General features: G+C 53.8%; 12 protein-coding genes. 2 read left to right on the top strand and 10 right to left on the bottom strand.

Translation table 11 applies throughout. The features are described from left to right. Nucleotides 1-12: 12 nt before the first annotated feature. Nucleotides 13-1,155 carry an MFS transporter gene (locus BDD14_RS27700; RefSeq protein WP_207231911.1) on the bottom strand — a complete coding sequence of 381 codons (1,143 nt, stop codon included), beginning with the start codon at nt 1,153-1,155 and terminating at the stop codon, nt 13-15. Between the two features lie 237 nt (nt 1,156-1,392). On the opposite strand from BDD14_RS27700, the gene BDD14_RS27695 reads away from it, so the two are divergent. Next, nucleotides 1,393-1,872, top strand: a complete 480-nt coding sequence (locus BDD14_RS27695; protein WP_130424231.1) for a winged helix-turn-helix transcriptional regulator — start codon at nt 1,393-1,395, stop codon at nt 1,870-1,872. Nucleotides 1,873-2,139: 267 nt separating this feature from the next. On the opposite strand, the gene BDD14_RS27690 is transcribed toward BDD14_RS27695, so the two are convergent. From BDD14_RS27690 to BDD14_RS27650, 9 genes are all read right to left on the bottom strand, one after another. Further along, entirely contained in the window at nt 2,140-4,032 is a 1,893-nt protein-coding gene (locus tag BDD14_RS27690; RefSeq protein ID WP_423201818.1) for an FUSC family protein, read from the bottom strand. 317 nt (nt 4,033-4,349) lie between these two features. After that, on the bottom strand, nt 4,350-5,567 hold the full coding sequence (locus BDD14_RS27685; protein ID WP_130424227.1) for an efflux RND transporter periplasmic adaptor subunit: 1,218 nt from the start codon (nt 5,565-5,567) through the stop codon (nt 4,350-4,352). Between the two features lie 14 nt (nt 5,568-5,581). Further along, complete coding sequence (locus BDD14_RS27680) at nt 5,582-5,839, bottom strand: YtcA family lipoprotein (RefSeq protein ID WP_130424225.1); 258 nt, start codon at nt 5,837-5,839, stop codon at nt 5,582-5,584. Beyond that, a complete protein-coding gene (locus tag BDD14_RS27675; RefSeq protein ID WP_165420345.1) occupies nt 5,836-7,197 on the bottom strand; it encodes a TolC family protein in 1,362 nt (453 codons plus the stop codon). Before BDD14_RS27675 ends, BDD14_RS27680 begins: the two co-directional genes overlap by 4 nt. Nucleotides 7,198-7,477: 280 nt before the next feature. Then, nucleotides 7,478-7,981: a MaoC family dehydratase gene (locus BDD14_RS27670; RefSeq protein WP_130424221.1), complete on the bottom strand. Its 504-nt coding sequence runs from the start codon at nt 7,979-7,981 to the stop codon at nt 7,478-7,480. Between the two features lie 373 nt (nt 7,982-8,354). Beyond that, entirely contained in the window at nt 8,355-9,215 is an 861-nt protein-coding gene (locus tag BDD14_RS27665; protein WP_207231910.1) for an alpha/beta fold hydrolase, read from the bottom strand. Continuing rightward, a complete protein-coding gene (locus BDD14_RS27660; protein WP_130424219.1) occupies nt 9,212-9,757 on the bottom strand; it encodes a hypothetical protein in 546 nt (181 codons plus the stop codon). Before BDD14_RS27660 ends, BDD14_RS27665 begins: the two co-directional genes overlap by 4 nt. A gap of 51 nt (nt 9,758-9,808) precedes the next feature. Then, nucleotides 9,809-10,795, bottom strand: a complete 987-nt coding sequence (locus BDD14_RS27655; protein WP_130424217.1) for an NAD(P)H-quinone oxidoreductase — start codon at nt 10,793-10,795, stop codon at nt 9,809-9,811. A 380-nt stretch (nt 10,796-11,175) separates the two neighbouring features. Next, complete coding sequence (locus BDD14_RS27650) at nt 11,176-11,817, bottom strand: TetR/AcrR family transcriptional regulator (RefSeq protein ID WP_130424215.1); 642 nt, start codon at nt 11,815-11,817, stop codon at nt 11,176-11,178. 275 nt (nt 11,818-12,092) lie between these two features. Between BDD14_RS27650 and BDD14_RS27645 the strand changes: the two genes are divergently transcribed. After that, nucleotides 12,093-14,642 carry a PAS domain-containing protein gene (locus BDD14_RS27645; protein WP_130424213.1) on the top strand — a complete coding sequence of 850 codons (2,550 nt, stop codon included), beginning with the start codon at nt 12,093-12,095 and terminating at the stop codon, nt 14,640-14,642. Nucleotides 14,643-14,684 lie beyond the last annotated feature (42 nt).

Below are 14,684 nucleotides of genomic sequence, written 5' to 3'. Positions count from 1 at the left end.
CCGTATTGCCGACTACTCGGAAACAAATGCAGTGAAAGCCCAAAAGACGAATGCTATGGTGCTGATGGATATGCCTAAGACGCATACTCCCGTCCAGCCAAACTGCGCATAGACCTTTGTCGAAGCAATAGCGCCAATGCCGCTCCCGATGGAGTAAAAGATCATATATACGGCAACTACCCGGCTACGCGCTGCCGGATGCGCAGCAAAGATCATGCTCTGATTCGTCACATGTACTGCTTGTACAGCGAAATCGAGAATGACGATTCCCACCGTGAGTGCGATGAGCGATCTGTGCAAATATCCAATAGGCCACCACGATCCCAGCAGCAAAGCCAGACCGATACCAGTAGTCCACTGTCCCCGCCCTCGATCCGCCATGCGGCCTGCGCGCCCTGCTGCAATAGCGCCAGCCATTCCAGCCAGGCCAAACAGCCCAATAGCGGTACGTGAAAGTGAATAAGGAGATGAACTCAAGGAGAGCACCAAAGATGTCCACAGCGTGCCGAACGAGGCGAACAGCAACAGCGCAATATATGCCCTGATCCGTAAGATCCGGCTCGATAGAAAAAGCTCGACAACAGAAAAGAGAAGTTGCGGATAGGAACGACTCGCGTCGTTGACAGGACTACTTGGCAAAACGCGATACAGTGAGCAAGCCAGTAGAAAAGTGAGTACCGCAGAGCCAAGATAGACAGACCTCCAGCCCGCAACGTCGCTGAGTACACCAGCAATCGTACGGGCCAGCAGAATGCCTAAAACGACACCGCCTGTGACAGTCCCGACAGCACTCCCACGCTGCTCAGACAAAGCCAAACTTGCCGCGAAGGCGACCAGCACCTGTACAACTACGGCAAAGAGGCCAACGAGGAACATTGCGATGAGCAGCGTGGCTTTGCTCGTAGCGAAGCTCACAACGATCAGGGCAACTGCCGACAACGTGAGTTGACTCAGCACAAGACGACGGCGATCCAGCCAGTCCCCGAGAGGCACGATCAAAAAAAGTCCGAGGGCATAGCCTATCTGAGTGACCGTTATCACTAAACCGACCGATGCCGTGTTGAAACCAAATTGTATGGATAGAGCATCCAGGAGCGGCTGAGCAAAATAGACGTTCGCAACGCTCAGGCCCGCGGCAATGGCGAACAGAAACAATGTGGATCGCTTGAGGGTAGGGGTACCAACCGAGCCAGTCAGAGCGGCCAGATGTCCGTGCACGTCTCCAATCGAAGGCTCGTCGATTGCGGTCACTTCAGTTTTCATAAAGCTTCACCCTAATCTGGTTCTAAAGTAGAACTAGTTGATCGTGACACAATCTGGTTCGATAATCAAACCAGATTAAGCGTATTGTTGTGATACCGGGTTTTCAGATGGTTGGTTCAGGAGCAGTTGATGGGAAAGCGACAACACTCTAATGGAGAGGAGTGCCCAGTTGCGAGATCGCTGGAGGTGGTTGGCGACCGTTGGTCACTCCTCATCATTCGAAACGCATTCGACGGAATTCGCCGATTCGGGGAGTTTCAGAAAGATCTCGGACTCTCGAAGAGTGTACTGGCCGGCCGCCTTCATGCTCTCGTTTCGAACGGTATCCTCCGTGTCGAGCCGTCCGAAGATGGAAGCGCCTATCAGGAATACGGATTGACGGAGAAGGGCCGCGGCTTATTTCATGTGGTGGTTGGATTGAGGCAGTGGGGTGAAACTTTTCTTTTTAGGCAAAACGAAGAACATTCGGTTATGGTGGACCTCACTTCGCAGAAGCCGGTTCGCACACTCGAACTCCATTCTCAGCGTGGAAAACTCCTCACTCCGAACGATGTTGTTGTCAAGAAGGTCGGTGTCCGCTCAGAGCTGGTGAAAGATTCACCCGAATAACGGGCAAACCGAAGCTATCCGGTTGTGCCTCAAAAGTCGGGTTTTGACCAAGTTCGCGTTGGCGCGTCTCTGGGCCGGGTGAACTTGGCGAAAACCCCGTTTCGCGGGAACTAAGACACCCAGCGCACGACTTTTCAAGCAGTTCGGTTTCACCTTTCCGGATAGCCGGTTATACAGCAACTTGGAACACTGGCGCGCGCCCCCTAAGCCCCTCAAACCGACTCCGTCTGAAGCGGAAAAGATAAAGAGAAGAGAGTAGATTCCATTTCAAATTCGGTTGGGAGGCGAGCGCAATGAACCTCCCAGCTCTTTATGCCGTCCGGCATTTCGTAAGGGACTGGCGCTCGCAAATTGCAATTCGTGCGCAACCATATCCGTTTCCAGCGACGTCAGCAGGGATGTTATTCGTGAAGCAAGAAGAAGAAAGCTGCGAGAGTGTGGAGCGAGACTTGTATCAGAGTTTGAATCGTACAGGATTCTTGAGGCAACGGACAACTGTGTGTCATACGTTGCAAGTGAGGAAGGCACTTTCTCGGAAATTCGGTCTGCTAGTCTCTCGAGCCGTTCCGCGAGTTGGCCGTCAGCGATCTCCTGGGTTCGAAGGAGTGGCTCTGGAATCTCGAAGCCGGGCAAGCGAAGGAGATACCTCAGCAAGGCGATTCGTGTTACGAAGATAATCCTAAGCTGAAGTTGCCATCGAAGGAGATGCGACCGAGTCTCAAGATTATGTTCACGGCTGCCGCCGAATTCAAGCATCAGTCCGTCAGCCTGTTGCCGAAGTTCTTCGAAATTTGTGCTGATCGTTTCGCGAAGCCTGTAAGCCTCTTCGACTGTTACGCCGGGTGCTTTGGCGACAGGCGTCATTAGTTTCGCGAGTAACCGCAGCGTAGAGACGAACGAGCGCTGCATCGCGACCAGGGCCGATGCTCCCCAGAGTTGATCGAAGATCATCCACATAGCAACGAGGCCCAAAAGGATACCGGCTACACGATCCCTCGCGACGGCAAGGGATGTTTGAAATTTGTACTCCTGAAGATTAATCAAATAAAAGGCAACTGCAATCTGCACACCAAAGTAAGAGAGCCGTGGACCTGAGGTTATGATCCATGCTGAGAAGACGGACACCGCCACGAACAACATAAGAAATCCGGCGATAGAATCGAGGGCGGGCAACACAAACACCTGTGCACCGAAGCCGATAACAATCCCGCCTATGATCGCTCCGCCGAAGCGTAGTATCTGTTTCTGCCGTGAGGCACCGATCGTCGTCAAAGCGGTTAAAAGGCACGTTGTGACTGCTGTGCTGATGCCTTGCCACGCAACCAGGTTGTAGATCAGATAGCAAAAACTTGCGGCCAGACCGCCTCGAATGCCGAACCGCACGTAAGCAGGGTTTGAGAATGCATCTGGAACAAAGAATGGGCTCGGCGTCTGATCACGGGTCATTCGAGGTTGGTTATCTGGTAGAGAGTCGGAACCGCTCGTCACCTCGGCGATGAGGGACACCGTCTCCTCCATTTCCTCGAGCAGCGGGACTGTTGTAGCCGGGGATTCCTCCAGGGTCTCGAACTGGTGCGGAGTTCGCCGACTTAAGATGTCATCGCATAACGCTTCGATTCGATCTGCAAGACGCCCGAGTCTCTGCAGATCTGTCTTCGAGAATTCTGTAGATAGACCAGATAGATTAGCTCCAAGATCAACAAGCCTCCCCACCAATGCCACAATGGCCCCCATCTGCTGAGTTGATTCGGGGGAATAGCTGGAGTGCAGGAGATCACGCCGCATTCGCGAGGTTCCAAGTATTGCGAGCCGAATCAACTGGTGTTCGGCTGAAGGGGACGCAACTCCTCTTGATGGGGAGCGGAGCCAAAATGCTGTGCTTTGCAGACGTTCGACAATGGCGCTGGCGAGACTATTCACGGGCCGTAATCGGGCATAAACAAATTCCATCAGTGTGGTGATGATGGTAGCGAAGGCAACTGCTCCAACCGTCCACAAGGTCTGGACGACCTTTTGCTCTGCGGAAATCTGACTGTCCCAGATGGGAATGGTGACGATAACCAAGTAGCCGAAATTAAACGCTGCCGTGTAGTTGGATACCGCTTTGAGCGCAAAGAAGATCAGAAACAGGGTTGCCAAGACCCAAAGAAGACGAAGCATGGGTTCTCCGGAGAAGAACACTGCTCCTACGAGTGCATAAACAGCCGCAAATGAAAATGAGACAATCAAGTTCTTTGTGGCCTGGAGTGTCGCACCCGGGTGTTCACGCGAGAGAATCAGGGCGTAGACTGCACCATATATACCGTACGGGATCTGAAAGGTCATATTAATGACCATGACGATGCTCGCGGCAGAAACCATTCGAGCAACTAACGCTCCTCGACCCGGATAGGGGGACAACTCTTCGCGCAACAAATCGCGCAACCAGGCCAGTGAATTGGGACGAGGCGATATCGGGGAGGCTGCCGTGGCCATTACTAGCGCCTGTCCAGCGTAACAACCGCCGTTTCACCCATGCGAAAGATGTCTACCGGTGGGTTCTCGATTCGCACCCGAACCGGATAACGGGCAGCGAGATGGACCCAATTCAGAGTTCGTTGCACATCCGGTAAGCCTTGACCGAAACGACCGACGACGTCAGGGTCGGGAGTTACGCCGTAGCCAATGCTATCGACCACGCCGTTGAACCTCTCATTAGGCCGGGACATCAGATATACGGATGCATGCATACCGGGCCGGATATGACGTAATTGTCCCTCGCGGAAGTTTGCAAGCGCCCACCAGGTACGTGCATCGATGAGTGTAAAAACCTGCGTGCCAACGTGTGCATATTGCCCTTCGGCAAGCGTAAGATTGGTGACGATCGCATCGAATGGAGCGTAGATTCGGCAGTTGTTAAGGTTGTAGCTTGCATTCTTCACTTCCGCGGTGCGCTCACCGCGCTGGTTCACCAGGGGTTCGAGAGTAAGGACCGCGTGCTGCGTCTGTTGGTGATGTGCGCGACTCTCCTCCAGTGAGGCTTCGGCGCGCTGATACTGCGCATGAGCCGATTTTAAAGCGGCTTTTGCAACAAGTAATTGGGTCTCTGCCTGCTTCAGCGACTGGGCGTCCGCCTCCTCTGAACTCTGTGCACGGTCAACCTGATCCACCGTAACAAATTGCTTTTCGAGCAAAGGCTCCAGACGGTGCCGATTGTTGCTCGCGTATTGCCACTCAGCCTTTGCCTTATCTACACCGCGCTCGGCATTGGAGATGTCGGCTTCCGCCTGCTCAATTCCTGCTGCCCAATGGCTCACATCGGCTTGAGCTGTGCCGATACCGGCGTTAGCGACAGACACTTCGCTCACCTGAGCTGCAATTCTGCGCTGTTCATCCGAGATCTGACCTTCCAGCGACGATTGGACAGATTCCGCCTTTTCCAGCGCGTACTGGTATGGACGTGGATCGATCATGAACAGGAGATCGCCTTTCCTGACGAACTGGTTATCGTGGACTTTCAGTTCAACGATAGGGCCCTCGACCTGAGGTGCAATGCCAATCAAGTTCGCAAAAACTTCTGCATCGTCGGTACGCGGATGACGCTCTGCTCGCCAGAATACGATGACGCCTAGCAATAGGGCAGCCACAATGATCCCAGCGCTCGCCCAATGTTCTGGCGAACGATGCGTAGGACCGGCATTATCGAATATTGTCATCCCAACTCCTTAGATCAGAAGAAAGCGAGCCAAATGGTGAAGGCATAGACGGCCCCAAGACAGGGATACGTAAGAAAGGGGAAAGGGAGGTTGATCACGCGCCGCGTCAGAATCCAGTGCGTAACAGTCGAGAAGATCGCCCCCAAGGCGATACACAAAAGCCACGCCGGAAATAGCGATCCCATCACGTCGACGGCCGGCGCCTGTGAGCAACCGATGACCGTCATCAGAACAAAAGATATCGCTGCGGAAATTCCAGTCTTGCGCATCATGGTTGGCGACTCCCACTGACTGACTGAATGGAGTCGGCGGTTTGGAAGGAAAGGTCTGCAAGTGCGGTCAGCACCTGCGTGCGTGCAAGGATGTCCTTCGACCTTGCACGCGCCAATGTTTTTTGTGCCTCGGTTACATCGAGCAGATTGCGGACTCCATAGTGATAGGACTGGAACGCGGCATCATAAGACTGCGTGGCTGCGTCTAAGAGAGCCTTTGCTGCCTCCCGCTGGCGGAAGGCAGTTTTCAGATCGGAGTAAGCGGCCCAGACGCTATTTTCAATCTGATCTCGCATGGCCATGCTCTGTGCTCGTAATGCTTGTGCGTCGTGCTCGGCTTGCGCCAGGGCATGTTTTCTGGCGCCTCCATCGAATACCGTCCAGTCCAAACTGAAGTTGATTTGCCCATCGAGACTTGCGGTGTGCCCCCAGGGCTGTGTCTGTTGCATTCCATAGAGCGACTGAAAGTCGGGATAAGCATGCATGCGAAGAGTAGGAAAGTATGCAGATTTTGCTTCTTTCACGCGTGCGTCCGCAGAGCGAATTTCGGCCACTTCCTTCAAGAGATCAGGACGCTGTTGTATCGCACGATCGATAGCATAGTCGAGAGACGGCTCGATCTCTGCGGGATTTGAGATCTGATCCATCGACTGCACCGATACCGGCTGTAACGGAGATGTTCCCAGCGCGGTTGCAAGATTTCCGCGATCCACATCTTCGGTACCAATGGCCGCCTGCACGTTGTAAACTGCTTCGGCAACGGCACTTCTGGCCTCCAGGACATCGGGCAGCGTAGCGAGCCCATTCTTCAAGGAGGATTCGGCTGCTTGTTGTACAGCATTCGCATTTGCCAGGTTTGCACGAGCTGCCTCCTCCTGTCCGATAGCATTAAGCAATAGGTAGTAGGCCGTTTGGGTCTGATAAATCACCCGCCGATGCACATCGTTGAAGTCAAAGTCAGAGGCAAGTAGCCGTGCCTTGGCCTGATCGATGCGACCAGACCGACCCCCAAAATCGAAGATTGTGTAATTCAAGTCGAACGCCAGATCGGAGGATTGCACGACTTGCCGGAAAAAACTCGTATTGAGGAATGCTTGCTGACGGCTTGTTTGGGAGAGCGCCACGGCAACCAACGTTGGGTAGAGCTCGCTGCGGGCGACGCCGAAGGCATCCACCAGCGAACGGGCTCTTTCCCATGCGGCGCGCGTCTCCGGATTGTGCGATTCGGCCAAATCGATCAATTCGGCAAGAGAATAAGTGGACGAGGCGTTTACTGTAACCCTCTCAGACGCAATCTGCTTTGCTTCGTCGCGTATGGAGTTCTCCTGCCACGGGTGCCAGGGAAGGTTCGGTGACATCGGGGCTGTTTGGGACCACGTCAGACTGCGACAGGAGATGACCAGTGTCCCAACTACGAGACACAGCCGCCTAAGGTGCGGCCTCCAGAAGCTCAACTGTGACCGGAAAGAGATATGAGTGTTCTCCTTATCTGAGCTTGAGATCCACCGCCCTGGTCCGTTTTCTTGGACAAAGTCGACGCCTCTCAAAGAGGCCTTCAGATTCATCGAAAACGTCAGGTTGTTCCTATCGGCGCCTGAGCAAGTGCAAGCGCGCCGTCATACAAGGGCTCGAAGTTAATTAGGCGTGTCGGCGTAGAAGATACTTGTGTTCCCCAGTGAGCACGAGTTCACCGCGCTGGTTATGGATTGTGGCCCTGGTCGTTACCTGACCGCTATCTCCCTGCGGGGCGAGAGCAATGATTTCGAGAGCAGAATAGAGCGTATCTCCGGCATGTACTTCCTTCAGAAACTTGCAGGACGCCTCGGTAAACGAGATGAACACGTCTCCGATGTACTGAGGAAAGAGGGTTGCACCGGGAGCTGTAAACGCGAGTACCTGCAGGCCATGTACTACCGGGGCTGTGTGTCCATGACGCTGCGCATACTCTACGTCGTAGTGAATAGGATGATTGTCAGCTGAAACAGCTTGGAAAGCAGTGGCATGCGCATCGGTGAGTGTGCGGCTTGGTGCGCGGAAGATTTCGCCGACGCGCAGGTCGTCAAACGTTCGCGCAGGTACGACGGTGAAGTTGGTGGGGTCAAAGGTCTGCGCGGTTTCCGGTATGTCTATTGTCGAATTCATGTTGCTATCCTTTTCATTGTTGTTCTTCAATGGCTGGTCTTTCATTGAAAGTGGCGTTGATGCCGGGCTATTCTTCGGCAGACTTATGGCTGCTACAACTGCTGCAGCGCCAAGAATCACGTTACGTCGGGATAAACAGCTCGATTCTTGATCTGAGTCCGGGGATATCCGTGATTTCACATCATTCGTCTGCGTTGGTATGTTCATAGCGATTTCCTCCGTTGCGCCCGGCCGTGAAGCTGAGCGTTCGTAGATTGCTTTCCTAGACTTTCTCGAAGTGACCAATACTGCGCGCACCTTCCCGCCAGAGAGTAGCAATCACATCGTGCCGAAACAATCACATGTTCCTGTATGCAGCGGTTTCTCATTGCAGTCACCCTTTCCAGCCTGCGAGGAAGTCGATCAGGAGACGATTGATTTCTTCAGGCTTCTCCTCATGAGGGAGATGCCCGCATTCAGGAATGGCGTGAGTGACAAGATCGCTTGCCATCTCCGCCCATACACGAGGCATGTCGAACATCTCGCCGACTAACTTAAAGTCGCGCCCCCAAAGCGACATTACCGGGCAGGCGATCTTAACTGAAGCATCGGCGTTGTCCTGGGCAACATCGGAGGCGTTGGCGCGATAATCCTCCATGGCGCCGCGTATCGCGCCAGGTGCCCGATACGCTTTGACATACGTCTCAAACGCCTCGCCCCGAATTGTCAGTGGGTCAAAGCACCAGTCGGAGAAGAAATGACGCAACCAGATGTCCTCACGGCCAGTGATGAGTGCCTCGGGAAGGTCTGGAACCAGGTGAAAGAGAAAAAACCAATAACCCTTCGCTTTTGCCGCATCAAGTTCTCGACCAACGATTCGGGTCGGTACATTGTCCATCACGACCAGACGGTCGAGAACTTCCGGATGATCCTTGGCGAAGCGCGTTGCGACACGAGAGCCACGATCATGCGACACCAGCGAAATCTTCGGCAGATTCAATGCGAGCATCAACTCGCGCAAGTCCATTGCCATCGTGCGCTTGTCGTAGCCTGATGAAGGTTTGTCAGTCTCTCCGTATCCGCGAAGATCGGGCGCGATCACATGGTACTTCTTCGCAAGTTCGGGAATCTGATAACGCCATGCGTAACTCGTTTCGGGAAAGCCGTGCAATAAGACAACCGGAGGGCCATCACCCGCCTCAAGGTAATGTTGGCGTATCCCATTCGCGTGTACTGCCCGACTAGAGATTTTCAATGAGATCCCTCCGCGCTTTGCTTAAGCGCATAGCGTTCGATGCTCGCTGCGAAGTTGGGCGTTTCTTCCCGGTTGTGTGCATCGGATGCAATCTGGCGGGCCGCTGCAGCCTGTTCAAGTGTGATTCCATGCTCCTGGATGAAGACCATGAATTCGTCCGTGGCCGAGGCATGGATGTAATTGGTGTACTCGGTCGTCTGATCGTCGATTCTCCGCGCACTGAGCGTCCACTCCACCTTCACCTTAGTGCGTCCCTTCTTATTGATCGCATCCGATATCGACACCATGCGGCAGAGCGCAGGCTCTTTCACTTCGGCCACATAGTGCTGCACAATCAACGCATCTCCAATAGTCTCCACATTGATGGACATGATCCTGCCGTCGTCCGTGGTGGAAGTGCCGGCGGCGATATGCGCATGGGAGCAGCGCTGGTACTCAGCGTCGGGAAGAGTCAAGAGCCAGTCGGCAATGTTCACCTTCTCAAGGGGGACGTGCATGATGGCGGTAACAGTTGAATTGGAGAGGCTGCGGTCACTGGTCATAGTGTTCTTCTTTCCGGTTATTGAGTCTCACGTGGGAGTAGCAAGGAGATATCAGTCGATAGCGAGAACAATCTTGCCCAGGTTGCCCGACGCTTCCATGTAGCGATGAGCCTCTGCGGCCTGCGCCAGCGGGAAGACGCGGTCAATCAGCGGTGCAAGTTGTCCTGTCTCAAAGGCTGAAAGCCAACGCTCGCGAAATCGATTCGTCATAGCCAGCTTTTCATCAAAACTGCGTGATTTCATGACTGTGCCGATAACCCGCAGATGGTTGTGTAGCAGCAGATCCAGCGATAGTTGGCCTTCACCACCTTGCAGCGTTCCTACCTGGATGAGCCTGCCACCCGGCGCCAGAGCGCGCAGATTCCGGTCCAGATAGGGGCCGCCGATGAAGTCCACAGCCACATCAACACCTCGATGGTCTGTAGCATCAAGCGCAGCATCGAGGAAGTTGTGTTTGCGGTAGTCCACCCCGACCGTACCGCCCAGTTCGGTGACGCGTTCGATGCGTTTTTGACCGGAAGCTGTGAAAACGGTCTTTGCGCCAAGCGCGTACGCAAGTATGACTGCTGCGGAACCAACACCGCCTGCTGCTGCATGGATAAGCGCCCATCCGCCCGAAGTCAGTTTTCCGAGATGGATTAGTGCTTCGTGTGCCGTGACAAAGACTTCGGGGATTGCGGCGGCGGCGGCAAAATCGAGCCGGTCAGGAACCGCCATGGCCATGCGTGAGTCAACGCGGGCATACTCCGCGTGCGCTCCGCCGCCGACGATGGCCATCACGCGGTCACCGTTCCGGAAGCCCGTCGTCGCAGTGCCCACATCAACTACCTCGCCGGCGATTTCCAGACCGGGAATGACAGAGTCGCCGAAGTCCGGTCGTTCTCCGTAGAATCCCTGGCGCTGGAGAATGTCGGCGCGATTCAGCCCGGCTGCGCGGACGCGGATCAGAAGATCGTGTGGTCGCACTTGAGGAATTGGTTCTTCCACCAGCTTGACCACGTCTGCATTGCCTGCGTTTTCAAAACGAATGGCCCGCATGCCAGTTCAACATACCTCCCCGCACTCGAGGACATCCTCGACTTTATGAATGAGACAATATGTCACTTGGCCCCATCAATCTATTACATATTTATGGCATCTTGATGTGGAGTGGATGGCGGAGATTTGCGTTAGGAGCGCATCCAAGATAACCGCGCTTTGCACTGAGATACGTCCAGACCCCACTGGAAAAAGACCCTGAACCGCAAGCTGTCTTCAGCCAGAAACTGTAGGTATATCAAGACCCAGATGAGCCAAGCCACGCAACGCTCATCATCACGCTCGCGAACTGCACAAGGCAAATTCTCCACGAATACGGCAAGGTTCCCCCACTGCGAGCACCTCAACGCTAGCAGTGTTGTGTCGAGAAACGGCCAACCTTACCGTCGTCTCTCTGTTGAAGACCGCTCGTCTTCGGACAAAACGCTTCCCAGGTACAGCGTCAGGGCTTTCTTAAACTCTGCGATGATCAGAGGCTTCTCCCTCAAAGAAGCTTCCGCATAGAGAGTTGTCATCCCTTTGACCATCTGGAGACTGATGTTTGCGGCCAACATAGCCTTTTCGCTGGTTAGCGATGGGTCCTTCGCTCTAAAGGAGTCAGCGATAGCAATGCGCAAAGCCCTGCGCGCAGCCGGATCACGAGAAAACCGGATCGGCGCTGCCAATAACTGCAGATAAGCGGGACGTTCCCTTAGGAATTCAACGACTCGTTCCAAGAAGGTCTCCGCAAAGGCGGTGTGGGACAGCGTCTCTGCATGCTCTATCAAAGGCTTCCAATAAGCCTCGACCTTCTGTGTGTATTGGTTGAAAAGAGCGAAGGCCATGGATTGTTTGTCTGGGAAATAGTGATAAAGCGTGCCAATCCCGGAACCGCTACGCTCGGCGATAGCAGTCATCGTTGTGGCCTCATAGCCGATCTCTACGAAGAGAACCTCTGCAACATCCAGAAAATTCGCAAGCCGCCGTGTTGAACGCTCCTGCTGCGGCTCCACTCGGACAGAATTTGGGACAGTCGAGAGCATTCTCACATTTTATGCGAACAAAGCCGCAAATCTCCTCTCAGCTCAACATCATGCTGACATAAACATGTAATGGATCCAATGGTGCCGAGTGACATATCGTTTATCTACATAAAGTAGAGGATGTCCTCGCTTCTGAACTTGTCGGATCTCGAACCGAAAAGAATCACAATGCATCCAGCGGGCGACCAGAATGCCACCGCCGCGTTAGTGGTTCTTCCTGGAAGCGAATCAGCCAACGCCAAACGAAATGTGGATAGGAAATAAGACGAACCGTGATGAACACGAGTTCCCGGAAACTGAGACAGTTCGGTAAACCGCTACTCATCATGCTCTTGGCAGCAACGTTCGGCTGGTTTGTTCAAGCAATCGGAGTAGTTGCTGTTCTCTTCATCTCGGTCCTTGTCAAGCGTTTTGGCAAATTCGAGGCGCACCTAGCTGCGACTACCTTTACCGTTGTGGCAGTCCTCTTTGCACTCGCACCTCATTCTCAGTTCAAAGTCGATGGAGGGTTCCCAGAAACTGCCCTGTCCATCGCTTGTATCTGGATCACCATCGCGATCGCAAAGGAACGCGATAGTGCCGAAGAGGTCATTCGCCGAAGCGAGAAAGAGCTGCGCGAGGCAATTGACACCGTTCCGGCAATGGTGTGCATCGCGCTTCCCGACGGCTCGGTGGTATCTATAAGCAGGCGTTGGATCGAGTATGCGGGTCTCTCCCCGACCGGTTTGAACTGGCAGGCCGCAGTTCACCCCGACGATCTTGAACGGCATTTTGCCGCTTTCCTAAAGTGCTCGGCTGCAGGCGTGCCCTTTGAGGATGAGGTACGGCTCCGTCGCGCCGACGGGGAATTCCGTTGGTTTGTTGTTGCTGCCGAGCCGTTCCGGGACAAGCAGGGACGGATTCTAAAGTGGTACGGCATTGGCACCGACATCGAAGATCGCAAACGGGCCGAGGAAGAGCTGCGTGCCGCGGAGCATGAGGCGCGAGAATTACTGGAACGTGTGCCTGCATTGATTTCTCTTCGAACTGCAGCAGGTATTGCGTACACAAATCAACGTATTCACAACTACATCGGAGTTGGACAGGAAGAATTACGAGGTGCGGGTTGGCAGAAGTATATCCATCCTGAAGATCGCGAACGTACGTTGGCAAATCAGACACGTTCAACAGAAGAAGTGGAACCCATGGATCACTTATACCGGCTCCGAGGAGCGGATGGGGCGTATCGCTGGTTCCGGACGATCGCAGAACCATATCCAAGCGCGGATGGAAAGTCCTATTGCTGGTACGGCGTCGCGACAGATATCGATGAGCTCTACCGCTCAAGAGAGTTGCTCAGGGAGAGAGAGCTACAACTGAATCTTCTTACCGAGAATCTTCCTGCGGTTCTGTTTAAGGCGGCACTGGACGGGTCGATCGTCTACATCAATCAAAAAGGGATCGAATACTGCGGAAGAACAGCTGAGGATCTACAGCAGAAGGGTTGGACCGATCTGATCCATCCGGATGATTTTGAGGAAACTTCAAACCTTTGCAATCGATTGCTCACAGAAAACGTTGGATATGATACAGTCAATCGCTTCATCGGCGCTGACGGGCAATACCGATGGTTTCACACCAGCGTTGCCGCTTACCGCGATGACACCGGAAAGACCATCGCGTTTCACGGAATCATGCTCGATACGACTGACCAGAAGGCTGCAGAACTTGCCCTCCAAGAATCTGAGCAGCAGATGCAACGGATGATGGACACGGTTCCTTCGATCTTATGGTCGGTGGCACCTGATGGCAGAACCGTGTTCATCAACAAGAAGGCACGAGACTATATCGGATTAACAGTGGATCAGATCCAGGATTGGGGATGGATTCAAGTCATTCACCCGGAGGAGCGGGAATACGTTGTCCAGGAATTTAAGAAAGCTCTTGCAAGCGGGAGCTCCTTCGGAATCGAACATCGGACCCGGCGAGCGGACGGGATTTATCGATGGCATATATGTCGCGGAGAACCCCTGCGAGACGAAGACGGGCAGATCGTACAGTGGTTTGGGCTCGACATTGATATCGACGAGCGAAAACGAACGGAGGATCATTTACGGGAAACTCGTGACAAACTGGCGCGAGCATCGCGCGTCGCCACTGTAGCAGAGTTGTCCGCATCTATCGCGCACGAACTGAACCAGCCTCTGACTGCTGTAATGGCAAACGCGCAAGCATCCCGGCGGTGGCTATCAAACAGTCCACCGAATTTCAATGAAGCGATGACTTCCATAGAACGAGTGCTGCGCGACGGGCGCGTTGCCGACGAGAGGATGCAGCACATTCGGGCATTGTTCAAACAGCAACCGCTCAGGAAGAAGCACGCCTGGCCTTCGCAGATCATCCGCGAAGCCATACGATTTGTTCAAGAGGACGCGAACAGAACTGAGATTCCAATCGATGTACAAATTGCGGGTAATCTTCCGCCAATCGTAGTTGAACAAATTCAAATTCAGGAAGTATTGATCAACTTGATCTCGAACGGAATCGAGGCGATGGAAAGCAGGGCCCGACCGCCCCGTCTCATGATTAGGGCCACTCTCGTCAATGAAAGCGAGCTTCTAATTGAAGTTATAGACAATGGATCAGGCCTGAAGGATACTCAGAGTATTTTTGACGCCTTCGTCACTACCAAAGAAAAGGGCATGGGGATAGGTCTCGCCGTTTCACGATCTATTGTTGAAGCGCACGATGGACAATTATGGGCTGAGAATAATCCAGACTATGGAGCCAAGTTCAGCGTTAAACTTCCCTGTGGCGCGCGGCGAGTGCCCCGCCTTGAAAGCTGACCAGTAGTTGAGCGCAGAAATCCCCTTGGCTCGGCGACACCA

It is taken from the genome of Edaphobacter modestus (assembly GCF_004217555.1).
Classification (GTDB): domain Bacteria; phylum Acidobacteriota; class Terriglobia; order Terriglobales; family Acidobacteriaceae; genus Edaphobacter; species Edaphobacter modestus.
This window is presented reverse-complemented; position numbering and strand designations above follow the sequence as displayed.